Consider the following 25,649-nt stretch of genomic DNA (forward strand, 5'->3'; position numbering starts at 1 on the left):
ATAAATGAATACATCATATTGACCAATATTACAGCAGACCCAAAGTGAATTGAATTAGACCAATTAGTAAATTATACTCTCATATGATGCAATCAAATCATGAGCTCATAAATGACCCAAAATAGCCGAATTATTGATGCGCTCACTCTATGTATCAAACAAAAGTCCGACAAGGATTTTAAATTGAATAAATCAGCAGCCTATGCCGGATTAGTTGATTTATATCTACATTATTCCCTCGAAAATAAAACCGATCAATTTTTTGAAGGATTCGAACAATTATGCATGATATCCAATGATTATTTTCTTGGAGATAATCCAATTTTGGATAGTTTTATTATTCAATTTGAAAAAGTTTTTCATCCTCAAAAAACTGAAAAACGAATTAAACGCCCTACCCCATGGTGGGAAATCGAGCGTAATCGTCTGCTTGCAATTGGAGCACAAGACACCCCCTGCTATGTATATCACACCCCAACACAAGTTTCTCGGGCTAAACAGTTACTTAAATTACAATCAATTGATACTCTATTTTATGCTATCAAAGCCAATCCCCATCCCTCTATCCTAAAAACATTGGAACAACAGGGAGTTGGATTTGAATGTGTTTCCATTCAAGAGTTAAAGCGAGTAATCGATTTGTTCCCTCATATAAATAAAACAAGAATTTTATTCACGCCGAATTTTGCACCCAAGATAGAATATAAATTTGCCATGGATTTAGGCTGTTATGTCACAATAGATAATTTATACCCTTTGGCAAACTGGCCTGAGCTATTTAAAAATCGCGAGATAATCGTTCGTTTCGATCCAGGCGCAGGCGCTGGTCATCACAAACATGTAGTTACTGGCGGTAATGAATCAAAGTTTGGCATTGATCAAAATGACATAGAACAACTTAGAATTTTAACTCAGAAGTATAATACCGAAGTTATTGGCCTGCACTCACATTCGGGGAGCGGAATTCTTACACCAGAACTTTGGGAACAAACTGCTTTAATGCTCTCCTTACTCACCGAGAAATTTCCTAAAACCCAATTCATTAATTTAGGTGGTGGTTTGGGAATTGTTGAAAGGCCAGGACAAAAACCCTTAAATCTGAAAAAACTTGATTCACGACTATTAAAAGTAAAAGCAAAATACCCCCATTTAAAATTCTGGTTGGAGCCTGGGCGCTATTTCGTCGCAGAAAGTGGGGTTCTCTTAGCAAAAGTAACTCAATGTAAAGAAAAAGGAACAATACAATTTATAGGCATTGAAACGGGAATGAATTCATTAATCAGACCTTCTTTATATGGTGCTTATCATGAAATTGTCAATCTAAGTCAACTGCACTCGAAAAAATCCGGTTTTTCACATCTGGTAGGCCCAATTTGCGAATCCGGGGATACTTTGGGATATGATCGTTTACTGCCGAGAACTCGAGAAAAAGATATCATTTTAATTGCAAATGCTGGAGCATATGGATATTGTATGAGCTCCCATTATAATTTAAGGCCCCCCGCAGCAGAGGTTATTTTAGAAGAATACCCTTAACTTTGCCTACTTTTTAGTACAATCCTCTCTCGAAAGTGACCAAATATAATTCAATATGAATTGTATTAAATTAATACGTCAATTATAATTGCAACACTTAAAAAAAGGGGGATCACTGTGGCAAATCAAGGCAAAATTATTAATGTAGTAAATTTTTGTCTAAAACAAAAAGGCAATATTGACTTTACTTTAAATAAAAAAGGAATTTGCGCTGGACTCGCTGCTCTATATATTAAATATGCTACAAAAAATACCAAAGAAAGTTTAGAGACTAAAACTGCACCGTTTTTTGATTTGCTCACCCAATTGGCGAACCTACCCAGCACTTATTGTATTGGTGATAATCCCACCATTGACAACTTCATAATCAAAATTGAAAAAACATTCCGTGCCGATGAATATAGTTATTATGAGGTTTTGCAAACCGACGTCGAAAAAATATTAGATATTGAAAATAAGCCATTAAGAAACGAAATAAATTTAGGACTTGTAACAACTGAAGCAAAATGGAAAGAACTGTTCAAACAGATTACTCGCAATAACCGATCTTATTCCATTTTTAGCAACAACCATGCTATCACTTTATCTGTCGAAAATGGAAAATACGTTGTTTACGATCCAAATTACACCAGAAAAACAAAACAGTTTGAAACCATTGATGACTTAATCAAGGAAATTAAAGATTGCTTTGATTACAAAGACGATTCTTTTGGTCTAGCTATTCGTGGTTTTGCTTCTCCCTCAGCAGCACCCGAACAGTACCCTTCGCACAATGAATTGCATAAAATTGCTTTTGCGAATCAAGTCGACGCCAAGTCAAGTTTCTTTGCTGCTGTTGCAAATGACACCGCCACCCTCGAATACTTATTTCAACAAGATAAAATTAGTTTTGACCAGTTGACAAAAGAATATTTCCGTCCTGAATTCAATAATCTTCTCATTAAACAACCTGTCTCCCCCGTTATTAAAAAAGCTGTTTTGCGAGGGATTCGATGTAATCTGTATGTTGGAAACCTCCACGAAGCCGAAAAACTGATTGAGCACTATCTCAAGACCTATACTGTGCTTGGTGATCAAGAAGAATTAAAAATTGAGTTGCAGTTACTACTTGATGAACCCATAAAGCAGCTTCAACTGCTCATGAGAAGAGAAGTCGATCACACTAGGGTGTTAAAATTACTTGATCAATTGAATCTTACAGTAAGACCCAAAAATCAAACGATTTATAATCATTTGCAACTTTTAACATTTATTAAAAAAGAGGTGGACTCTCCGACCATAGATCTTTTTTTAAACAAATTGACACCAGAACAGATAGTGACACAAGTTCAATATGCGGCTATTGCTAATCAACATCATGTTTTGCATTTATTATTTCAACATATAGAAAAAGCCAAAATCACCCCACAATCATACCCTTCCATTTTTAACCAAGAGCTTATTGAAGAGATCAATGTGACAACTCTTGAAAAACTTCTCAAAAATGGATTCCTGGTAAATATTCAAGATCCTGACTTGCTGACGCAATGCATGCAACGAAATGATAAAACCATTTTTGAAACATATGCCCAAGCATGGCTTACCCAATCAAATTCTACGCTTTGGGAACATGTTGAGAAACGAGAATATGATTTAATTGATCTAACGAAACCACTTGGGTCAATAACTCTACTCAATGCCCTTATTTTCCTACGAAAAAATGAGCATGTGAAAAGAGCATGGAACGCTAATATTCCTGTAGAAATGATTAAAAGCGCTCTCACAATTGCCATATTGAATGGGAATAAAGATATGAGTCTGTTTCTGCAAGAGAAATTGCAATCCCAAAAGGCAAATATTGAACCCGATACCTTGGAGTTTCTCTACGAAAAAGGATTGGAAGAATCAAACTTATCAATTCTAGATACACTTACTTATTTAAATTTCAATGTATTGCATAAAACGAAGGACATACGAGCTCTTTTCATACTGTGTTCTGATTATGACGATTATTCCGTCATCAAAACTTGTCTTGCATCTGCAAGCCCCGAAATGAAGAAACTCATATTAGAATCCAGCTTAAATTGGAATATTGCACCAGTTATAGAAATATGCGCAGAAAAAGCACCCGAACTTTTTAATGATTACCTTAATACTAACGCTACAAATACGAGAAATTTGGCCAAGCTCCAACGAGCTATCCCCAGTATTCCCCGAGTGCCTTTTTCATGGAATACAAATCCACAAGAACAAAAAAAGCGAATTAAGGATTTGTTCAAGAATAAGCTACCCGCTCTCGCGAAAACACTATTTAGAACCGTCCAATGGGAAACCGACGAACTGAAGGAATTCTTAGAAGAGTTAATCCAGGACAAAAATGAAAATGGGATTAAATTACTATTGCTACTCAAGCCTGAATTAAAACAAGAACAAAATTTGATTGCTCGACTTGCAAAATGTAACTTTTTAATACCTCTGGAATCTCTGTTCCAGAACGAAACAATTATAATTAATGAAGAAATAACGGAACAAGTTTCTGTTTTAGCAAAAAACGAGGAAAGCTTATTAGCCAAATTTTTTAAACAAAAAGCTATAGTTGATAAAACTCCTAAAGAAGGACTACCCTCCCAACCCCCTACAGAAGAAGTAACTCCTCAAACTCCTGAAGAACTCATTGAATTACTCAAAAAGGCCATAAAAGAAGGGCAAGAATTTGTTTTAAAACCCTTTATATTTATTATTAATCAAGTTTTAGCAGAGGAAATTTTTACCTCTGCTTTAGCCAATAACAATAAACGCTTAGTTGCCCAATTCCTGGAGCAAAAAATAATAACCCCACATACCCCTTTAAAACAACCGCTAGTAAAATTACTTAAAGAGGCAATAGAAAAAGGTCATGACGCTGTTTTAACACCCTTTATAGAATCTAATCTTGATTTCGGTTTAGATTATAAAGAATTGTTCCTTTTTAGTTGTGAGAAAAAGCAAACAAGAATAGCCAATCAACTCCTTTCTAAACAATTTTATCTAATGCGGTCTGAAAGAGAATATGCCCTTAAGCAATTATTTGGTGAGAACATATTTGAAGATAAAAACCCTACAGTTTTATTTGAAACTCTTTATAAAGAAGGCTACGGAAGACTTTATCAACTTGTACTAAAATCAAACGTCCATAATCCCAGGGCCCAGTTACTGAGTTCTCTTAAAAGTCCATTGGAAGACCCCTCCATCCAAAAAAACACAGTGTGTTTAAAAATTTTAAAAAGAGCGGTGGCGGAAAAAAACGAAGACAAATTTAACACTTTATATGCTCAAAGCAACTTTCCCAATGCTCCAGATAAAGTTATTTTAGATGCGTTGAAAGACCCGATCCTTTTTGAAAAAGTTTTTCCCTTATTTGAAAGAAAATACACACTGAGTAAACTCTTAGTTGAAGCTTTGCACCAAGAAGCCTGGGAAACAGTAGCAAATCTTATTGAACATAAAAAATTGACCGATGTTGACTTAGAGCTTCAAAAAGTTATACAGGATCATGCTCAAGATATCGTCCTAGCTCATTTGCAAAATCTTGAGGCCTATTATGACAAACTTGATGTCCGCCCTCGCCTTTTCCAACTCCTTAATAGAGATAATCCTTATTTACTCAAGGAACTGGCATTCCCATATCAAGCAAAAATTTATGAAGCTTTACAGCGTATTGAGCTTAAGATGTTGGAAAAACAGCTCGATCTAAATAATCACATTTATCGTTATACTTTTGACTATATCTCATTAGATCAAGCCCTTGAAGAACTTGCTAAAATATTTGAAGAATGTCAGAAAATCATTAGCGAACAGAAGATTGATTTGGATCAACCCATTGAAAATCCGGAAATAGTAAATCATCTAGCACAAATAAAAATCGTTATGGCTGGAAAAGATGTCTCTCCGGATTACTTAAGTGAAAGCCATTATCAGCTATTAGAACAATTGCTAGAAAACCCTCGATTTAAAGAGGTTTGTCGATTGGAATTTAAACTTCACTGTCTTCTCCGACAATTTCAAAAACCGCTGTTGGAACAAAATGAAAAAGTTTCTAAAGAATTCCATGAAACAATTAAATTACTTCGCGAACGTTTAGTTCAAGCAAACTTACCCGAACATTTTGTTTTGCCTGCAATTCAACATTTTTTTCCGTCTCAAACCAACGTGGTTTCATTACACTCAAACCTTGTATCACCCGAACCCGAAATGAAAGATAACCCCTCTGTACCCTCAAAACCAGCATCACCAGAATCAGAAATGAAAGTTACAGTATCTGTTTCAGGGGAACACGAAAAGGAGAAAGTATCTTTACCTGCTAAAACGGTTGCGAAAAAATCCAATTTGAAAAAGTCGAACTTAGATCAATTAAAAAGAGAATGTACTGAGGCTATGGATTATTATCTAAAACATCGCGATCAAACTTTAAGTTATTTCTCTTATTTTTTTGATTATTATTGCGGGCAAATTCGCGCAAAGCATTATCTTGAATTAATTAAATCAGCTCAAACCGAACGACAATTAGATATCCTTAAATATGCCATTCTAGTTAATGATGATACTACTCATCTGAAAAATGATTTGATGTTTAAACTTAAACTTCAAGATGGGAATGCAGCCAAAAAAAACCTCAAGGTGATGATTAGAAACTCTTTTGGTAAGGATGAGTTACCTCATATAGATGCTCTAATTGAGTCAATCAACCAAAAAGCCAATGGAAGTGATGATCAAGCCACTTCGATCTTGTTTCAAGAGGAATTGGATTATTTAAAACACTTAGGTAAGCCTCGATCTCAAGGACCCATGAAGAGTTATTCTTTCTTTAATACCCAGCATCCACTTGTAGGATTTTTACAATGGGTTGTAAGTTGGCTTAGTGGCACCATAAACCCCAGTAATGAACATAAATTATCCTCAGGAAAATGAAAATCTCATTGCGCTATGAGTCCGGTTCAAAGCGCAAAAAGTTCGGGGTAGCGCATCTACCCCTACTTAAAAAACCTGAATTAAGCGCCACTTACTCAAACTATTTTTTATTTTGGAAAATATTCTACATCGATCAATTATGCTAGGATGGAGCCTTCTTTACTATTTCTCAGAAATATGATGCATGACGCACTAAAAAAGATCTTTCAAAAATATCCCCCCACAGAAGCTCCTTTTATGCATGAACAACTTGCAGAATGGAGTACTACACGCCCTTTGGCTGGATTAAGAGTAGCTCATCATGTTCCGGTAGTAACAAATACCTTATTAAAAATAACCTGCTTACTCGCAGCAGGTGCTGATGTGACAGTAACCAATCCTACGAACTTCTGTCGTGCTCATCCCCAAGCGGTATCCTCTTTGAATGAAGCCACAATCCGATATATAGAAGATCCAGGGGAACTTGCTGGAGAAACATTTGATCTATATTTCGATTGTGGTGCGCAGCTTTATCAATTCCTGGGAAAACCTAAAATAGGTGCGATTGAATTGACTGCTTCTGGAGATCAATTTTACCGACAACTTTCACTTAATTTTCCTGTGATTAGTGTGGATCGTACGAAGACAAAACAGCTCGAGACAGTTTTTGGATGTGCTGAAAGCAGTCATATGGCTCTGGCACAACTGACAGGAATTAATCCCGCTGAAACCTCCTGGGTTATTTTTGGATTTGGAAAAATTGGTCGTGGGCTTGCCTTTTTCTGCACTCAGAATAAAGTTCCAGTTGTAGTGGTTGATCCGAATGAAAACCAGCGAAATTTAGCCCAAAACTTAGGTATGAAAGCAATTGCTCCTGATGATTTCAGTGTGTTAGAGCGTGTATTAATGGAAGCAAATGTGGTTGTGACCGCAACTGGTGAAAAAGCTGTGATGAGCAATTATCCCCACTCCTGGTTTAGCGGAAAAATTCTCGCCAACTTAGGAATCTATGATGAATTTGGTCCTCACTTTAGTGACGATGAGGTTTTAAATCATAAAATGCCAATTAATTTTGTACTTAATGACCCCACACCGATGAAATATATTGATCCCGAATTTTACCTTCATAACCTTGCTGCAATAGGACTTCTTACAAAACAATTAACTCATGAGGTCCATGGAATATCTTCCACATTAGATAAAAATATTATTGCGCGTTGGTGCACCTACCATTCATTTTCCTTAGATACGATCAAAACCTGGTTGTATTTATAGGGTGGGTTATCCCATTGCTTGGGGAATTAATTTTTAACTTAAATACGAAGCTAACTGCACTGCATCCAGACTAAAGTTTAATTACACCCATAAAAGTGCTCTCATTTTTTAAAATAAATTTACACTTTCTCCATGATGCTATATATTTCGCCTTTTTTCTTAAACAGAATTAATGAATTCATTGGCCTCAACACCTACAAACAGCTCAAAAAGAACCACTATATGGTTGGTCAGTGTATTTTTTCTCTTATTTCAATTTTTCTTGCAATTATCTTCAGGAATTATTATTGGCGCTATAATGCAGGAAAAACAACTCACTGCATTCACTGCTGGACTATTAAGTAGCGCTTTTTATTATGTGTATACCACAATGCAAATTCCCGTAGGCCTGCTTTTTGATCGATACAATACGCGAACTTTATTGTCTTTAAACGCCTTATTATGTGCCGTAGGTTGTTTGTTATTTTCTACAGGATATAACTTATTTGTACTCTTTCTTGGACGGCTCATTATCGGTGGCGGTTCTGCTTTTGCTTTTGTAGGTATGACTCGTGTACTGCGCCAACATTACCCCCTAAGACTATATGCATTTATGATTGGTCTTACAGAAACTCTAGGATTTACTGTTACCGTAGTCTGCATGATTGGAATGGGTTCACAGATATCTCGGATTAGCTGGCATTATTTTCTTGCAGGAAGTGGTATCATCGGCCTTTTAATTGCTTTTTTATGCTCAAATTTCATTCCAAGTAATCAACCCGTTATTACTAATTCTCAACAGTATAAAAACCATTTGCTCCTTATGTTAAAAAATAAATTAGTATGGATTAACGGATTATTTGTGGGTCTGGAGTTTTCTGTTATCACTGTTTTTGCTGCAATGTGGGCCGTACCTTTCCTCCAATTAAAATTAAATTGTTCTCTAGAAACTGCCAGTATACTTACATCCATGATTTTATTAGGAGCGGGTTTAAGTTGCCCTATTTACGGCTGGCTTTCCATTCATCTACCTAAACGCAAACCCCTAATTCATATTTCATGTTTATCTACTGCCATTCTATTTATTTTTGTTCTTTTCATACCCACACACTCCATTTTCCTTCTTGGAGTACTTTTGTTTGCAATTGGGCTTTGTTGCGGCGCGTATATGCTTGCATTTACTATTGCGAATGAACTATCCCCACCAGAGTCGCTCTCTGCTTGTACAGGGTTTACCAACACCTTAGCAATGGCTTCAGCCCCTCTTTTGCAACCTTTGGTAGGCTATTTGCTGGATTTCTCTAAAGGCGACACAAATCTTCATACCCTAGCCGATTATCAACTGACTCTATTAATTATTCCCTCTGCGTTAATTATTGCAAGTGTGCTGTCGCAATTTCTTCCCGAAAAAGAAATGTAAGCGACAAAATATTTCTTTTTCTCCTTTTCTTTATTTTTAGAAGCCCACTCTATTCAGTAATTCTTACTTGATTAATAAAACCTTAATAATTTATCTATAAAATTACAAATATTGCCCAGTATGTTGATATTTTATATGGCGACTCCTAAAGAATTAATTAAATCCCTTGAGTCTTCTCCAAAAGAAATAAGTTACTTTGTCGTATTTGGCGATAGCCTTTCTGACGGTAAAAATATGGGTGAAAAGTTCTCTTCACTGGGATCCTTAGTGAGTGAACTGTGGCGCAAAACATTAAAACTCGATCAGTCTCCTAAAGAACGTTTTACCAATGGTTATACTTGGGCAGATGTGCTGCGAGCAACGCTCATTAGTAAATTTATTAATGACGACAAAATAAAGAAAGATACTGAACATCGGTTTGGAAAATATAACCTTGATAATGCAGATATCAGTGATGATGTTCTTTCTCAATCACATTTCCAGCGAAAGAAATACACTTTGGATGCAGTTACCGCTGAATCCAATGAAGTGAAACGGAAAAAGCAAGCAAAGGATAGAGAAATAGCCCATTTATTCAGGGCAAAGCGAGAAAACATCGCAGAAACCGAAAAAAAACCCCGATATGCACTTGATAATGCAGATTTAGCTGATGCTGCCCTCGCCAGTCGATACAAAAAAGATGTACTAAAACATCGGAGAGAAAAGCTACTCACTAAGGCTTCATTGCTAGAATCTTCAGATGATATATCAGATAAATTAATATCGGATTCTAGTTATAGGCAATATGTTCAAGACTATTACTCACTCGATAATGGGCGCACAGCTCAATTTAACGGCCGGAATTTCTTTGCAAATTACAGCCAAGGTGGTGCCACTTCTCATGATTACAGCTGGGAATTTACCCTACTTTCAATATTTTCCCCGCTCACCGCGATAAAACTTTTTTTCACTCGCTTGCTTATCTCCAGCTTGTCAAAGGAGGTAAAAGAATTTTTAGTAGATAATGAAAAACAGGAAGTTACTAGTGAGCAAAAGAAAAAAACACTAGTCACCTTGTTTTCTGGAGCAAATGATTTAATTACGGCTAATTCGGACATGACAAAAAGAGCCGCTGATCTTGCTGTTCAAAGTACTATAGAAAATATTAAGACATTAATGGCAAATGGCTATACCAATTTTGTTTTATGTAACTTGCCCGATTTATCCCTTACCCCACGTTTCAAAGGTACGGATAAAGAAGCTGAAGCTCACACAATTTCAGAATATTTTAATAGTGAACTAAATAAAAAATTTGAACAATTAAAACAAGAGAATCCTAAATGTTCAATGGATCTTTTTAATATAAATGCTGTCTTTACTAAAGTTTACGAAGATGTCCGAGATAACGAAAATTCTATATATTCTGGCTACTTCAAGAAAGATAAACTACAAGAACCTTACCTGGAATATGCAAAGTCACACAATATTACCATAAAACCTGGCGGTGTTTCCCCAGGCGAAGGACACATGTTTTGGGATGACGTACATCCAACTGCTACTATGCATGCTTTATTGATGTCTGAATACTACAAAAGTCCGGAAGGTTTGGGTAAATATAAACTCTCAGCACCTCCAGAACAAAGTGCTAAACTATTATGCAAACAATTTGCACAAAAGTACCATGAAAAATTAAACCATGGTTGGTTTAGTTTCTTGAATTTAAATGCCAAACTTCCAATTGAGTATAAGAATCCAGAAAAAGCACTCATGACGATACTAAGCTATGCACTTGATGAAGAAAACGATGATGCAGATTTCGTACGTGCAGCCATGAGTGATTTAGGTTGGTGGGTTAATGATAAGCCGAATATGTGTATCCCCGCACTATCGGATGCTATGTGGATTGTAGATCCCAAACATGCACGCGAACTAGAAGAGCAATCAGACCCTCATCTGGCAAAACATGATTCATCTGGAATGATGCTAGGGGCATTGAATACTCCCGAAGTGGATAAAAAACCTCTTCCCAAAAGAGTTTTCCCTGAACTGGCTCCTGACGTAAAAGAACGATTGAAAAAGCTGCAAACTCAATGGGATAAAGACAAAGAACAGACTTTACAAAAACAAGAGCCTTCAATACCCACAATGTAGCCTGATTGTAGCTCAGCGATATCTCGGGATATGAAGTTCTTTATGCCAAGAACACGCTAAAAGCATCGAGGCTACAGAGTAAATAGCTCAAGCCGTAATCTTATCTTGATTCACACTGGCTTCATTCGGTTGGTTTTTTAAAAAAGATTGTTGTGTTACAAAACAAAAACCCTCTCGACCCTCTTTAGAGAACCCTGCAACTGTATGTAGTGCTGGATCGTTCGTCTTGAGGGTATTAATTAGAGTGAGGTGCAATTTAGGTAGACCAATACTAAGCATGCACTGATCATCTTTTAAAGGCTTTAAAGCAACAAATTGGGACATTTTTACTTTATTACCTAATGGATCAAGCCAACCTGCAACAGCTGCACTGGTTGCATCCTTTTCTTTAAGGTTTGCCGAGTAAAACCCGTTATCATCGTTTAAGCGGCAAAAAGTTGTGCTGATATCATGGGTGTCTTTCTGCACATCATTTAATACTAATTTACCAAACCAGGCTTTATTCCCGGTAACAAATTGCTCTTTTTCATCAATACGGACATGTCCGTTGAGCTGACTGGTCTGTAACACTTGAAGTTTAACCCCAGGACGCAATATCGATTCATTGGCATTATTTGCTTGCTTTAACATATCCACCTTGAAATTAAAGCCTTTCTTATCTGCTGCTTTAACACCAAAAACCCAGCTGTCATTGATGGGGTTGTGACGAATAAAGGAATAACCAATATGCCAATCAAGCGATGTAGATTGTTCTATTTTCTCCTGGCCTTCATAAAAAAAGACCAATTGATTTGTTTGCCCATCAATTAAGGCCGCTTTAGTATGAAAATCTGAGCCTTGGCGCTGCATTTCAAAAAAATAGCCATAATGATCGCCGCTCTCATTTTTTACCATACCTGAAAATGTCCAGCTTCCTACCGTAGGATCAAGAGCTTGTATCATTTGCGGCACTGGTTCTATTTCAAATGCAAACAGCCCTGTACTTATGGGGAACATGATTAATAATAAAAAACAGCGAATCCAAGCAAACATAATCAGCAATAACCTTTTAACTGTTGATGTAACCACAATGCGTCCCAAAATGCATCATCCAATACAGCCTCTACGGGTAAATAATGCATATTATCCGAACAGAATGCTCGGCACTTCACTGCATCTTTTTCCGTCATAATAATAAGTGATTTCGAATAATTCAAATCATCTGACTTAAACTGATAATGATCAGGATAAGAACAGGTATCGAATTCTATCCCTAATTGCAACAAAGTGGAATAAAAACGTTGGGGATTACCTATCGCAGCAATCGCTTCCCATTTTTCATTTTGAGGTGGTTCAATTTCCTCATCTGTGCTTAATTTTCTAATTTTTCCAGGTTTTAATACCATTGAATAGGTATTAGAACTCTTTTGAAACGATCTTGAAGAGGATTTTTTCGCAGATAAGGTCTTTGAGTCTTCATGCCATTTGCCTTCATTAACTACAATAAAATCTACCTGTTCCAGACGTGCCGCAGACTCTCTCAGTGGACCCGCAGGCAAACAAAGGCCATTGCCTAAGCCTCGCGTCCCATCAATGACGGCAATTTCAATAGCTCTTCCCATCCGATAGTGTTGTAACCCGTCATCGCTAATAATAATTTGACTTTGATGTTTTTCTAAAAGATACCGTACAGCCTCGGTGCGTTTGGGCGCAATTACTACAGGGCATTGGGTCTTTTGGGCTAATAGTAACGGTTCGTCTCCAACTTTTAGAGCCGAATCATTAATATGTACTTCGTAGGGGAAATTTTTGGTCGCTGCCCCATAACCACGGCTAACGATACCAACTCGTAACCCTTTTCGCTGTATTCTCTTGGTCAATTCAATAACTAAAGGGGTTTTACCTACTCCCCCTACCGTTATATTACCTACAACTATCAGAGGAACCGGACAGTCTATTTGACTAAAACGTTGCAAAAAAAAACGTCGCGCTGAAACTACGGCGGAGTATCCCCAAGACAAGGGACGCAAGATCCAACGAAGTGGATGTTCGTCACCATACCATAATCTATTTAGGAAAATAGACATCAGGCTACCACGTCCTCACGAAACATATCTATGTGCTGCATTCCTTGAAGTTGTGCATAATAGCCTTGTAAATCAAGCAGCTCCTGATGAGTACCTTGTTCTATAATACGGCCGTGTTGCATTACTATGATTTTATCCGCATGCTTGATTGTCGATAAACGATGCGCAATAACCAGAGTAGTGCGATTTTTCATCACTTCATCCAAGGCGATTTGGATATATCGCTCTGACTCACTATCCAAAGCAGATGTTGCTTCGTCCAGAATTAAAATAGGGGCATCTTTTAGAATGGCACGTGCAATTGCTATTCTCTGTCGTTGGCCACCAGAGAGTAATACACCATTTTCACCTATCCGCGTATCATAACCCTCGGGAAAACGGATAATAAATTCATCAGCAAAAGCCATTTTGGCAGCATGAATAATTTGTTGACGACTTACGTCCGAACGACCATATGCGATGTTATTGGCTAAAGTGTCATTAAATAAAGTCACATTCTGACTCACTAAAGCCATTTGCTCACGCAAACTGGGCAAACTTATCTGATTAATAGGAGTCTTATCCAACGTGATAACGCCTTGAGTTACTTCGTAAAAACGAGGTAATAAACTGGCGATCGTTGTTTTACCGCTTCCAGAATGACCAACTAATGCAACCGTTTGACCTGCTTCCACAGTGAAACTTACATCATGTAATATTTGTTCACCTTTTCTATATGCATAAGATACATGCTTAAATTCAAGAGTGCCCTTGGATCTCCGGGATAAAACGATACCTTGTTCTTCTTCAATAGGCAGATCCAACATGGTGAATACGCTTTCAGCACCGGCCAAACCTTTTTGTATTACAGCGTTTAATGTAGTTAGGGTTTTCATCGGTTTAATGAGTTGTATCATTGCAGCAATAATTGCTAAAAATGAACCTGCAGAAATAATCACTACTGTAGATAATTGAATTGCTGCTGCAATAATTGCTGCGATGCCTACCGCGATAACAATTTGTACCCCAGACACATTCAGCGCCTTACTTGCAGCAACTTTCATATCATTTTGGCGTGAATGTTCTATAGCTTTACAAAATTTTCCAGACTCATAAGTAGCCCCTCCGAAGATACGCACTACTTTATAGCCCTCAATTGCTTCACTGGCAATTTCAGTAACCTCCCCCATGGTTTTTTGTACTTTATGACTTATTCGGCGTACACGTTTATTGGTGTAGTTCACAATAATGCCTACAAAGGGAATAGTTAACAAAAACATGAGGGATAATTGCCAGCAAATTACCATCATAACGGTGAGAAAACCTATAATTAAACAAATATTTTGTACAATATCCGTCAAAGCATCGGCGCTAACCTGCGCAACTTGTTCCACGTCATACAGAATTTTGGAAAGCATTTGTCCGGAAGTGGCCTCGTCATAAAAATCAGCAGGTAAGTGAAGAATATGATTAAAAACCTTTTCTCTTAATACTTTAACTACCGAGCGGGCAACCCAGGTCATACAATAACTACCCAATGAACTGACAAGCCCTCTCAAAGTAATTCCTATTAAAACGATGTAAGGAATTTTCTTAATGAAATCCATGTCGACATTAATAAAGCTTTTATCGAAAAAAGGACGCATCATGTATGTAAAACCAGCGTCAATCAGGGAGTACAAAATGTTAGCGAAAATACCTAACGCCAGAATGGGCCAAAAGGGTTTCACATAAGCTAATAAACGTTTGTATAAAATGCTGGTTTTAACAGTAAGTTTCTTTTTCATGACTCAAGTAACTCAATCGAAACATGGGTTATTGTAACTGTTATTACATGGAAGTGCTAATATTCCTTAAAATACAAAAATGTACCCTAGTGGTTCCGCATATGGAATTCGATTATAAGTGAGTTATGTCCATCCAAATTTATTAGGTTAAACTAAGGGTTTCAAAAATTGATGGAGATCAACTGTCATTCTAAGGTCATTTTGATCCGTGTATAAGCACAATGAAAACCTATCTTTTGCACGTTACAATCAGAAACACTTCCCGGCTCTGTAGTAACTGTTGCCCAAGACACGCCTTGTTGTTTTGCATGATTCAATCGAGCCTTAAGTAATTTTTTTTGTAAACCTTTCTCTCGATAAGCGGGCAAAGTGCTGGTCACCCCTAAATCACAAAAATCCCCGTGAATAGCTATCGTAGCGCCTGCAACAATGACCTCCTGATCGTAAACTGCATAAGCACTGACCCCTTTAGATTGAACATAACGAGAAAATTGATCTTCTGCCTCAGGAGCATCAAAACCCAAGGCAACCTTTTTAGCCCATTCATTCAATTCATGAGGTTTTATTTCTTTAATAATTAAAGGCTCGGCAACCCAGTCAAAAGGCTGATATATATTTAAATCTAATATTGAGACATTGTTTAATTCGCTGATGCAATAACCACGCTGGCTTAAAAAAACTGTAAGGTCGTTTCCCACAAAAGGACATAATTCAATATCTACACGAGTATGGTTCAATGCTTTATAAAAGAGCTCTATACGCTCTATTTCCGAACGAAAATTCGTGGGTTTGGTATTAAATCCCCACCCCACTACTTGTGATAAATAAGAGTCAGTTCCTGAAAAACAAGCAGCGCCTCCGTTAAGTTCCAATATCTTTCCTTCGGAATACTGCTTGGTTACTTCTATATGGGTTTGCTTGATGCAAGACTCCATTTGTCTTGCCAAATTTTTAGTAATGCATTTCATCTAAATATTTATCCTCAGTGCATCGTGATAAAGATCAGGATTCCGTAGGTCAAATTATTACCATTTTAATTCTTTTGATAGCTCATATATCAAACCAGGTCCTTTGTAAATCAAACTCGTATACACCTGGATTAATGAAGCACCAGCATCCAATTTAGCCTGAGCACTATCACAATTATCGATACCTCCGACTCCTATCAAGCTAACATCATTTCCCACATATTGTTTGAGCAAACTCAAACACTGGGTAGATAACCCCCATAAAGGTTTACCACTTAACCCCCCAGTTTCCTTAGCATCTGATAAATGAGCTACCCCTTCTCGAGAACAGGTTGTATTCGTCGCAATAATTCCTTCAATGCCATACTGTAGAATTACTTCAGTCATCTGTTTTAATGTTTCTGAATCTTCGTCTGGGGAAACCTTAACCACTAAAGGTACATGGCGTTGAAATTTATCGGACAATTTAGTTTGTTCAGCCTGAATTTGCGACAATAAATTGGCAAAATATTCTTTTTGCTGCAATTGACGTAAATCGGGGGTATTGGGTGAAGAGATATTAATGGTCACATAGGACGCATACTCATATACTTTACCCAAACAATGAATGTAATCATTTGCAGCATCTTCCAAAGGTGTATCTTTATTTTTGCCAATATTAATACCCAAAATTCCTTTATAACGTGCTCTTTTTACATGGTCCACCATCGCATCCACACCTTGATTATTGAACCCCATACGGTTAATAATCGCCTGAGCCTCGGTCAAACGAAACAATCGTGGTTGAGGATTACCAATTTGGGGTCTTGGGGTGATCGTACCTATTTCAATAAAGGAAAAACCTAGTTTAGCTAATGCATCTAAATGTTCGCCGTTTTTATCCAACCCGGCAGCCAAACCAACAACATGGGGAAATTGTAATCCCATGGCTTCAATAGGTTTAGGCTTTATCTTTTTGAAACAAAACTTAGGTATATAATGCAAAGCAGACAAACTAAGAGTATGCGCCCTTTCGGGATCCATACTAAAAAGTACAGGACGTAACATCGAATACATAAAAAACCTTTTGGCCCTAGGTGAAGCGAAGCGAAACCCAGGTTTGAGTTGATTCTTCCCTGGGTTTCGCTTCGCTTCACCCAGGGTGTATTTAATTAAATATCACATTTCTGTGCCCAAACACGCAACATAGCGCTTTCGGATTTATGCAAATGATAATCAACTTCTCTAATTTCTACACCATAGCCCTGTTTTTGGAGTTCCAATAATACAGGACCTAAGAACTCAGAAGTTTTTCCCTCCATATCATTTAAGGGAAAGATTCTTACATCCTTAGCTACTCTGGCTAGTTCACGAATTACATTTAAATGAAATTCAACAGTTTGATCTTCTAAGTCTGCAAATAAGTAATTCGTACTTAATGCAAAATCAAAAGAAAAATCGGGATAAGGCAAATGATAATCTGCTGCACCATAATATCGTCCCTCTGCCTTACCTTGCTCATAATCAGCAAAAAATTTTTTCATTCCATTACGTCGATGCTCAAGCAATTGTTCTAAACTTCCAAAGCGACTGAAGTCGAATTGTTCTTGGTGATTACCTACTTCATCGGCCATTTGTGCAAAAATCATAACTGCTTTGGAGGATAAGGTATCTTTATCCAAAACAAACAAGGGATCACAACTTACAGCTTGATGCGCTTCTTGGAATTGTTGAGCGTTTACTGCACTGGGACCACATCCATATTCCAATATCTTTGAATTCATATCCTCTTGAGACAAATCAAACATCTCACGATACTCATCAACACTATGTCCCCAGAGTACTAATTTACGCATGTATGACTCTCCTAAATAGATAAAACTAAACGCATAAACTTGGTTGTAACTACCTCAAAAATCTCAGCAGTTTTTCCATTGGCTTAAGATTAGGCGATTTTTCAAATCAGGTAAAGGAGCATTTATAAAACACTTATTACTCTATAAATTGAATAGTAAAAATAAATAATTATTTAACCCTGCCTATTTAACTTAAACAAAGCCCGTCAATCCCCAAAAAGCTGATTTCATCAAGGCTTATTTCAATGGGTTCATCAAATCATTTCTTTAACTTGTTCCATTGCAAAAAAGATATGAGAAATTCTATTTGCATCTTCAACTTGATTGGGTATAGTCTAACACATTTATAAAAATCAACAGACTACCCACTCTGCATTAACAGACGAATTTTTTTGTGTTCGTTAAAATCTAGTGCAGAGAGGTAGTTACAACAACAGGAAGTCAGCTATGTACATAGGCCCGAACTACCAACTCGGCGAAACTTACGACATGTTGCGCGACAGTGTCTACCAATTTGCTCGTGCTGAAATTGCCCCACTTGCTGCTCAAATTGACGAAAGTAACACTTTTCCAAATCATTTATGGCGAAAATTAGGGGATATGGGGTTACTAGGAATTACTGCCAGTGAAGAATATGGTGGTGCCAATATGGGATATCTTGCACATGTCATCGCTATGGAAGAAATTTCTCGAGCATCTGCTTCCATAGGCCTAAGCTACGGGGCTCATTCCAATTTATGCGTCAATCAAATTAATTTAAATGGTAATCATTCGCAAAAGCAAAAATATCTGCCTAAACTTATTAGTGGAGAATATGTTGGGGCACTGGCTATGAGTGAATCCAACTCAGGTTCCGATGTAGTCAGTATGCAATTACATGCTCGTCCAGCAGGCGATAAATATATTCTCAACGGCACAAAAATGTGGATCACCAATGGGCCTGATGCCGATGTTCTGGTTGTTTATGCCAAAACCGATAAACAGGCTGCGAGTAAAGGTATCACTGCGTTTCTGATTGAAAAAGGAATGCCCGGATTTAAAACAGCTCAAAAACTCGACAAGCTAGGAATGCGTGGTTCAAATACCTGTGAATTGGTATTTGAACAATGTGAAATCCCTGCGGAACAGGTTTTAGGTGAAGTGAATCAAGGTGTAAAAGTATTAATGAGTGGACTTGATTATGAGCGTACTGTTTTGGCCGCAGGCCCAGTAGGGATTATGCAAGCTTGTATGGATGTTGTTTTACCTTATATACATGAACGTAAACAGTTTGAACAACCTATAGGCGAATTTCAGTTCATTCAAGGGAAATTAGCCGATATGTACACCGACCTGGGTGCCTCAAGAGCATATTTATATGCCATTGCACGTGCTTGTGATCAAGGTAAGGTTAGTCGTAAAGATGCTGCAAGCGTGATTTTATACACTGCTGAAAAAGCAACCCAAATGGCATTACAAGCAATACAAATCCTTGGTGGTAATGGATATATCAATGAGTATCCTACAGGACGCCTACTGCGTGATGCAAAATTGTATGAAATAGGGGCTGGTACTTCTGAAATCAGAAGAATGCTTATTGGACGAGAACTTTTTAAAGAAACAGCATAAGGAAGAATGAAAATGGAACAGAATGACATAGTAATCGTTGCAGCAAAAAGAACACCTATGGGGGGCATGTTAGGCAATTTATCAGGTCTTTCAGCTCCAGAATTAGGAGCAATTGCACATGCGGCTGCCCTATCTCAAGCAGGAGTTAGCCCAGCTGAAATAGATGAAGTAATTAGTGGTTGTGTTTTACAAGCTGGAATTGGTCAAGCTCCTGCGCGACAAGCTGCAATTAAAGCAGGTTTACCCAATTCTTCAGGAGCAACTACAATCAACAAAATGTGTGGCTCAGGAATGAAAGCCGTGATGCTCGCTCATGATTTAATCCGTGCAGGAACTACAAATATTGTTCTTGCAAGTGGGATGGAAAGTATGAGTAATGCACCTTATCTCTTGAGTAAAGCACGTTCAGGATACAGATTAGGACATGGTGAATTAAAAGATCATATGTTCTTGGATGGATTAGAAGATGCGTATGATAGAGGGAAATTAATGGGTGTTTTTGCCGAAGCAACAGCAAGTCACTTTAATTTTAGCAGAGAGCAACAAGACGAATTTGCTACTCGTTCCATGAACAGAGCGTTACAAGCAATCGAAAACGGTGCCTTTAAAGAAGAGATTGTCCCAGTAACTATTAATACTCGTAAGGGTGACATCACTGTGTCTGTAGATGAAGGTCCTGATGCCACAAAAATGTCAAAGATACCTCAATTAAAACCCGCTTTTAAATCCGACGGAACCGTTACCGCAGCCAATTCAAGCTCCATCTCTGATGGTGCAGCAAGTCTAATTTTAATGAGTGCTGGACAAGCAGAAAAACGCGGGATCAAGCCCATTGCTCGCATTGTTGCCCATGCCAGCCATTCGCAAGCCCCTGAGTGGTTTACTACAGCACCTGTAGATGCGATTCGTAAGGTCATGAATAAAGCCTCTTGGAAACAAAATGATGTAGATCTTTATGAAATAAATGAAGCATTTGCAGTAGTAACAATGGCCGCTATGACACAACTTGAATTAAATCCAGAACAGGTTAATATTCATGGCGGAGCTTGTGCATTGGGTCACCCTATCGGGGCATCCGGCGCGCGTATTTTAGTAACATTAATTCACGCATTAAAACATCAAGGGAAAAAACGTGGTGTCGCTTCATTATGTATTGGTGGTGGTGAAGCAACCGCAATGGCAATTGAATTAATTTAAAATGAAAACATCCCCTATCTGTGAGATGGGGGATCTTTAATAAAAAGGATGTTCATGATACGACACAGTCTTATCTACCTATTAATGAGTATTTTAGTAGTCCTTTTTGCTAAATACGCTCACCTCATTATTGTCTACATTGATGTATTTTTTACCTATATTAATTTGAAATTAACCCCTATATTCAGCCAAACGGGTTGGGGACTGGTGATTCGCAAAATTCTCGTTCTTATCCTATTGCCTCTGATCATTACTGCCATTCCGGCGCTTGCTTATAGGCTTATAAAAGGTGGGGATATGCCTCACTTTATTGCGATTACCTGGATTATTTGGACAATCATCGTTTTAAGCGATATTTTGGTACGATGAGGATAGGCATGGCAAAATTAATCAGTCAAATCAATACAAGCAGTCAAGAGTTCAAGACCAATCAGGCGGCCATGCAAGCTTTAGTAGATGAATTACAAAATCGAATTCAGCACATTGCTTTAGGCGGCGACGAAAAAGCACGAGCTCGTCATTTAAAACATGGTAAATTATTACCAAGAGAACGGTTACAACAACTTCTTGATCCTGGCAGTCCTTTTCTTGAACTTTCCCAGCTTGCAGCATATCAAGTTTATGATGATGCGGTTCCCGCTGCAGGGATAATTACAGGAATTGGCTGGGTTTCAGGCATTGAATGTGTCATTGTGGTCAATGATGCCACTGTAAAAGGCGGCACTTATTATCCATTAACGGTAAAAAAACATCTAAGAGCGCAAGAAATCGCTTTAATAAATCATTTACCTTGCATTTACCTAGTAGATTCAGGAGGCGCTTATCTGCCTCATCAGGATGAAGTATTCCCTGACCGTGATCATTTTGGGCGGATATTTTTCAATCAGGCACAAATGTCGGCGCAAAATATTCCTCAAATTGCAGTAGTAATGGGTTCTTGTACTGCTGGGGGTGCGTATGTTCCAGCCATGGCAGATGAATCTATTATGGTGAAGAATCAAGCCACGATTTTTCTTGGCGGCCCTCCTCTAGTCAAAGCAGCGACAGGCGAAGTCATCAGTGCAGAAGAATTAGGTGGTGCAGAAGTCCATTGCCGGCACTCAGGTGTAGCAGATCATTATGCAGAAGATGATGCCCATGCGCTTCATCTGGCACGTGTCGCTATAAGTCATTTGAACCGCAAAAAACCGCAACAATTAAAGCGTATTGAGACCGTTGAACCACTCTATGACAGTAAGGATCTTAACGGCATCATCCCTGCTGACCCAAGAAAACCTTTTGAGATTCGTGAAATTATTGCACGGATTGTAGATGGTTCAGAGTTTGATGAGTTCAAAGCCCTCTTTGGTACCACTCTAGTTTGTGGCTTCGCACATTTATATGGTTATCCTATAGGAATAATTGCCAACAACGGTATTTTGTTTAGTGAAAGTGCCCTGAAAGGAACTCACTTTATCGAACTCTGTTGCCAACGTAAAATTCCTTTACTCTTTCTGCAAAATATTACCGGCTTTATGGTTGGTTCTAAATATGAAGCCTCGGGTATTGCAAAACATGGTGCCAAAATGGTGACCGCAGTGGCCAATGCAAATGTTCCAAAATTTACGGTAATTGTTGGCGGTAGTTTTGGAGCGGGTAATTATGCCATGTGTGGGCGTGCCTATAATCCTAATTTTATGTGGTCTTGGCCTAACTCACGTATTTCAGTAATGGGTGGAGAACAAGCAGCTAATGTTTTAGCACAAGTAAATCGAGATAAATTAGCCAAGCAAGGGAGCGATTGGCCTCGGGCTGAGGAAGAGCGCTTTAAAGAACAATTGCGTTCTCAATATGAAATGCAAGGAAATCCATATTATGCCAGTGCTCGGTTGTGGGATGATGGAGTCATTGCGCCACAGGATACACGCAAAGTATTAGGTTTAGGTTTATCAGCAGCATTAAATAATCCTATCGAGCCAACCCGATTTGGCGTATTTCGCATGTAAGGAGCATACTCATGAGCGATTTGTTGTACGAAATTCATGATCGCTTATGTTTACTCACCCTAAATCGAGTGAGCAAACATAACGCTTTTGATAATAAACTTTTAAGTGAAATGCAACACCAACTTGATGCAGCAATTGTCAATTCCAATGTCCGAGTTATTGTCCTTAAGGCAAATGGAAAACATTTTTCTGCAGGCGCTGATTTAGGTTGGATGCAAAACATGGCTCAGTATAATGAAGAAGAAAATTTACGAGACGCCATGGTACTTGGTAAGCTAATGTTCACATTAAATCAAAGTCCCAAACCGACCTTAGCCATGGTCCACGGATCAGCTTTTGGTGGTGGCGCAGGACTTGCTGCAGCATGTGACATTACTATTGCCTCTGAATCAGCACGTTTTTGTTTTTCGGAAGTGAAATTAGGTTTGATACCCGCAGTAATTAGTCCTTACGTAGTTCAAGCTATCGGTGAGCGCAGCGCTAAAGCGTTATTCATGAGCGCGGAAATTTTCGATGCAGTTAAAGCATTGTCGTTGCATTTAGTACAACATTGTGTTCCCGAAGACAAATTGCTGGAGTTCACGCTTAATTACGCAAAACAAATCAGCAGTAATGCTCCTGAAGCAGTCAAAGCATCCAAACTACTAACAAGTTATGTAGCACATAAAAAAATAAATGAAGAGCTTGTCTCTTACACTGCATCTTTGATTGCTAAAAAAAGAGTATCCAGTGAAGGACAACAAGGGCTTAATGCATTCTTAAAGAAAGAAACGCCTAATTGGGGCTAAAATCGTAGTATGTTAATGTAGGGCTTAGTGAAGGTGCAGTGAAACCCTGGATTGGTGACCTATTATTCCCGGGTTCCGCTTCGCTGCACCAAGCTACAAAGCATTCGGACTACGTTAGATAATGATGAGAGCATATAAAAGTTAAATTAATGAGGCACTATGTTTAATAAAATTCTTATTGCCAACCGCGGTGAAATTGCGTGCAGAATTATCAAAACTGCTCGTTCTATGGGCATTCAAACAGTGGCTATTTATTCCTCGGTTGATAAAGACAGTTTGCATGTACGCAGTGCTGACAGTGCTTATTTTGTGGGTGATGCACCTGCTAAAGACAGCTATCTCAATATCACTAATATAATTCAGATTGCCAAGGAATCTGGTGCACAAGCCATTCACCCTGGTTATGGATTTTTATCTGAAAATCCTGAGTTTGCCAAAGCATGTAGGGAGGCGGGTATTATATTTATTGGCCCTTCTATTGAAGCTATGGAAGCGATGGCATCCAAACAATTAGCCAAACAATTACTGGAACGAACCAAAGTGCCCTTAACCCCTGGCTATCATGGCAGTGAACAGGCCGAAGACAAATTGCTGGCTGAGGCAAAAAAAATAGGATTTCCTGTCTTAATTAAAGCGGCAAATGGTGGTGGCGGGAAAGGAATGCGGGCGGTTCACCAGGAATCGGAGTTTAGTGCTGCCTTAGCGGGAGCCAAACGTGAGTCCATGGCAAGTTTTGCTGATGACACCATGATTATTGAAAAACTAGTTCTTCATCCTCGACATGTTGAATTGCAAATCATGGCTGATAATCATGGCAATGTAGTTCATTTATTCGAACGCGATTGTTCCATTCAACGTCGACATCAAAAAATTATTGAAGAAGCCCCTGCACCCAATTTATCTTCAACATTACGCCAAAAACTTGCTGAGGCCGCTTGCGAAGTAGCACGCTCTATCAAATACAGTGGTGCAGGTACCGTTGAGTTTTTAGTAGATGGCTCAGAACAATTCTATTTTATGGAAATGAATACTCGATTGCAGGTAGAACATCCAGTAACGGAAATGATTACGGGACTTGATTTAGTGGCCTGGCAATTAAAAATTGCTGCTAATGAACCTTTACCTTTGTCACAGGATAAAATTCAAGCACAGGGTCATGCAATAGAATGCCGCATCTACGCTGAAGATCCGCATCACGATTTCATCCCTTCAATAGGGCAAATACATTTTTTGCAAGAATCTTCAGGGGATGGCATACGCATAGATACTGGAGTACAAATCTCCTCGCAAATTACTATGTACTATGATCCCATGATCGCTAAGCTTATTGTGTGGGGAACTGATCGTGATGAAGCATTATCTCGATTAGAACAGGCTCTATCCCAATATTTTATTGGTGGGGTAAAAACAAATATTCCATTTTTACAAGCTATTTGCCAACACCCTAAATTTAAACAGGCAGAACTCAGTACTGATTTTTTAAGTAAAGAAGAAATAAAACTCCCAATACCAAACAAAGAAACTGCCCTACTCATGGCTGTAGGCTTTGATTATTTGCACAATATAAGTTCTTTACAAGATCCCTTATTGGCAGAAACGTTTTCTTGGCAATCTCAATTAACAAGTCATTGGATATGGCGCTATAAAGATAGGGATGAGCTGATTGAAGCTTTTATTACTCCAATTAATAAGAGTCAGTTTAAAGTGCAATTCAAAACGTACGAACATGTGATCCATGCACATTTAGTCGGGAATAAACTTCATATTGAAACAAAAAAACAATATTTTCACGCTACAATTGAGAATAAAAAAGAATCCCTAACCTTGTATACGAATCAAGGGCAAATTACTATTGAACGATTTAATTGGGAAACCCTAGGTACCCAAACCACTGCTCATAAAGGGCAACTTACTGCGCCCATGCCAGCTACGGTGGTCGCCATTTTAAAAAATATTGGTGAAAAGGTGAAAGCTGGTGATCGCTTGATTGTATTAGAAGCTATGAAAATGGAGCATACCATTCATGCCCCCACCGACGGAATTTTACTGGATATATTTTATACTGTAGGCGCTCAAGTGAATGAAGGAGAGGAATTACTGGCATTAAGTGAGGCAGATTCTTAAACTAAGTTTGAACAGTAGATTAAGCTGGCTGAAGCCAAAATACTCCAGGTTCGCGTGGATTATAGTT

General features: G+C 38.2%; 16 protein-coding genes and 1 pseudogene. 11 read left to right on the top strand and 6 right to left on the bottom strand.

Going from position 1 to position 25,649, the window contains the following annotated elements:
- Window positions 1-390 precede the first annotated feature (390 nt).
- The 5 genes and pseudogenes from lysA to ACWTE2_RS14485 form a co-directional block, all read left to right on the top strand.
- Window positions 391-1,536, top strand: a pseudogene (gene lysA, locus ACWTE2_RS14465) (diaminopimelate decarboxylase); the annotation flags it as partial.
- A gap of 117 nt (window positions 1,537-1,653) precedes the next feature.
- Window positions 1,654-6,462, top strand: coding sequence for a hypothetical protein (locus ACWTE2_RS14470; protein ID WP_454785895.1), 4,809 nt, complete (start codon window positions 1,654-1,656; stop codon window positions 6,460-6,462).
- Between the two features lie 180 nt (window positions 6,463-6,642).
- Window positions 6,643-7,716, top strand: coding sequence for an NAD-binding protein (locus ACWTE2_RS14475; RefSeq protein ID WP_454785992.1), 1,074 nt, complete (start codon window positions 6,643-6,645; stop codon window positions 7,714-7,716).
- Between the two features lie 172 nt (window positions 7,717-7,888).
- A complete protein-coding gene (locus tag ACWTE2_RS14480; RefSeq protein ID WP_454785896.1) occupies window positions 7,889-9,115 on the top strand; it encodes an MFS transporter in 1,227 nt (408 codons plus the stop codon).
- 135 nt (window positions 9,116-9,250) lie between these two features.
- Window positions 9,251-11,245, top strand: a complete 1,995-nt coding sequence (locus ACWTE2_RS14485) for an SGNH/GDSL hydrolase family protein (protein ID WP_454785897.1) — start codon at window positions 9,251-9,253, stop codon at window positions 11,243-11,245.
- An 87-nt stretch (window positions 11,246-11,332) separates the two neighbouring features.
- On the opposite strand, the gene ACWTE2_RS14490 is transcribed toward ACWTE2_RS14485, so the two are convergent.
- The 6 genes from ACWTE2_RS14490 to ACWTE2_RS14515 form a co-directional block, all read right to left on the bottom strand.
- Window positions 11,333-12,277, bottom strand: coding sequence for a hypothetical protein (locus tag ACWTE2_RS14490; protein ID WP_454785898.1), 945 nt, complete (start codon window positions 12,275-12,277; stop codon window positions 11,333-11,335).
- 2 nt (window positions 12,278-12,279) lie between these two features.
- The gene (lpxK, locus tag ACWTE2_RS14495; RefSeq protein ID WP_454785899.1) at window positions 12,280-13,311 is read right to left on the bottom strand and encodes a tetraacyldisaccharide 4'-kinase; all 1,032 of its coding nucleotides are present in this window, start codon (window positions 13,309-13,311) and stop codon (window positions 12,280-12,282) included.
- Complete coding sequence (msbA, locus tag ACWTE2_RS14500; protein WP_454785900.1) at window positions 13,311-15,077, bottom strand: lipid A export permease/ATP-binding protein MsbA; 1,767 nt, start codon at window positions 15,075-15,077, stop codon at window positions 13,311-13,313. Before msbA ends, lpxK begins: the two co-directional genes overlap by 1 nt.
- A 185-nt stretch (window positions 15,078-15,262) precedes the next feature.
- A complete protein-coding gene (locus tag ACWTE2_RS14505) occupies window positions 15,263-16,045 on the bottom strand; it encodes a GNAT family N-acetyltransferase (RefSeq protein ID WP_454785901.1) in 783 nt (260 codons plus the stop codon).
- 57 nt (window positions 16,046-16,102) lie between these two features.
- Window positions 16,103-17,101, bottom strand: a complete 999-nt coding sequence (locus ACWTE2_RS14510) for a quinone-dependent dihydroorotate dehydrogenase (protein ID WP_454785902.1) — start codon at window positions 17,099-17,101, stop codon at window positions 16,103-16,105.
- 95 nt (window positions 17,102-17,196) lie between these two features.
- Window positions 17,197-17,880 carry a hypothetical protein gene (locus tag ACWTE2_RS14515; protein WP_182393232.1) on the bottom strand — a complete coding sequence of 228 codons (684 nt, stop codon included), beginning with the start codon at window positions 17,878-17,880 and terminating at the stop codon, window positions 17,197-17,199.
- A gap of 447 nt (window positions 17,881-18,327) precedes the next feature.
- On the opposite strand from ACWTE2_RS14515, the gene ACWTE2_RS14520 reads away from it, so the two are divergent.
- The 6 genes from ACWTE2_RS14520 to ACWTE2_RS14545 all read left to right on the top strand — a co-directional run bounded on the left by ACWTE2_RS14520 (window position 18,328) and on the right by ACWTE2_RS14545 (window position 25,582).
- A complete protein-coding gene (locus tag ACWTE2_RS14520; RefSeq protein ID WP_454785903.1) occupies window positions 18,328-19,488 on the top strand; it encodes an isovaleryl-CoA dehydrogenase in 1,161 nt (386 codons plus the stop codon).
- Window positions 19,489-19,500: 12 nt separating this feature from the next.
- Window positions 19,501-20,685 (top strand): acetyl-CoA C-acyltransferase, encoded by a 1,185-nt coding sequence (locus ACWTE2_RS14525; RefSeq protein ID WP_454785904.1) that lies wholly within the window; start codon window positions 19,501-19,503, stop codon window positions 20,683-20,685.
- Window positions 20,686-20,739: 54 nt separating this feature from the next.
- On the top strand, window positions 20,740-21,054 hold the full coding sequence (locus ACWTE2_RS14530; RefSeq protein WP_182393229.1) for a hypothetical protein: 315 nt from the start codon (window positions 20,740-20,742) through the stop codon (window positions 21,052-21,054).
- 8 nt (window positions 21,055-21,062) lie between these two features.
- On the top strand, window positions 21,063-22,670 hold the full coding sequence (locus ACWTE2_RS14535) for a carboxyl transferase domain-containing protein (protein WP_454785905.1): 1,608 nt from the start codon (window positions 21,063-21,065) through the stop codon (window positions 22,668-22,670).
- Between the two features lie 11 nt (window positions 22,671-22,681).
- Window positions 22,682-23,458 carry an enoyl-CoA hydratase-related protein gene (locus ACWTE2_RS14540; RefSeq protein WP_454785906.1) on the top strand — a complete coding sequence of 259 codons (777 nt, stop codon included), beginning with the start codon at window positions 22,682-22,684 and terminating at the stop codon, window positions 23,456-23,458.
- A gap of 159 nt (window positions 23,459-23,617) precedes the next feature.
- Window positions 23,618-25,582 carry an acetyl/propionyl/methylcrotonyl-CoA carboxylase subunit alpha gene (locus ACWTE2_RS14545; protein WP_454785907.1) on the top strand — a complete coding sequence of 655 codons (1,965 nt, stop codon included), beginning with the start codon at window positions 23,618-23,620 and terminating at the stop codon, window positions 25,580-25,582.
- The last annotated feature ends 67 nt before the right edge of the window (window positions 25,583-25,649 follow it).

The organism is Legionella nigrisilvae, from assembly GCF_977063395.2.

Coding starts and splice junctions, on each gene's coding strand:
- ACWTE2_RS14475 (WP_454785992.1), top strand. CDS start 6,643: ATGCATGACGCACTAAAAAAGATCTTTCAAAAATATCCCCCCACAGAA.
- ACWTE2_RS14480 (WP_454785896.1), top strand. CDS start 7,889: ATGAATTCATTGGCCTCAACACCTACAAACAGCTCAAAAAGAACCACT.
- ACWTE2_RS14485 (WP_454785897.1), top strand. CDS start 9,251: ATGGCGACTCCTAAAGAATTAATTAAATCCCTTGAGTCTTCTCCAAAA.
- ACWTE2_RS14490 (WP_454785898.1), bottom strand. CDS start 12,277: ATGTTTGCTTGGATTCGCTGTTTTTTATTATTAATCATGTTCCCCATA.
- lpxK (WP_454785899.1), bottom strand. CDS start 13,311: ATGTCTATTTTCCTAAATAGATTATGGTATGGTGACGAACATCCACTT.
- msbA (WP_454785900.1), bottom strand. CDS start 15,077: ATGAAAAAGAAACTTACTGTTAAAACCAGCATTTTATACAAACGTTTA.
- ACWTE2_RS14505 (WP_454785901.1), bottom strand. CDS start 16,045: ATGAAATGCATTACTAAAAATTTGGCAAGACAAATGGAGTCTTGCATC.
- ACWTE2_RS14510 (WP_454785902.1), bottom strand. CDS start 17,101: ATGTATTCGATGTTACGTCCTGTACTTTTTAGTATGGATCCCGAAAGG.
- ACWTE2_RS14515 (WP_182393232.1), bottom strand. CDS start 17,880: ATGCGTAAATTAGTACTCTGGGGACATAGTGTTGATGAGTATCGTGAG.
- ACWTE2_RS14520 (WP_454785903.1), top strand. CDS start 18,328: ATGTACATAGGCCCGAACTACCAACTCGGCGAAACTTACGACATGTTG.
- ACWTE2_RS14525 (WP_454785904.1), top strand. CDS start 19,501: ATGGAACAGAATGACATAGTAATCGTTGCAGCAAAAAGAACACCTATG.
- ACWTE2_RS14530 (WP_182393229.1), top strand. CDS start 20,740: ATGATACGACACAGTCTTATCTACCTATTAATGAGTATTTTAGTAGTC.
- ACWTE2_RS14535 (WP_454785905.1), top strand. CDS start 21,063: ATGGCAAAATTAATCAGTCAAATCAATACAAGCAGTCAAGAGTTCAAG.
- ACWTE2_RS14540 (WP_454785906.1), top strand. CDS start 22,682: ATGAGCGATTTGTTGTACGAAATTCATGATCGCTTATGTTTACTCACC.
- ACWTE2_RS14545 (WP_454785907.1), top strand. CDS start 23,618: ATGTTTAATAAAATTCTTATTGCCAACCGCGGTGAAATTGCGTGCAGA.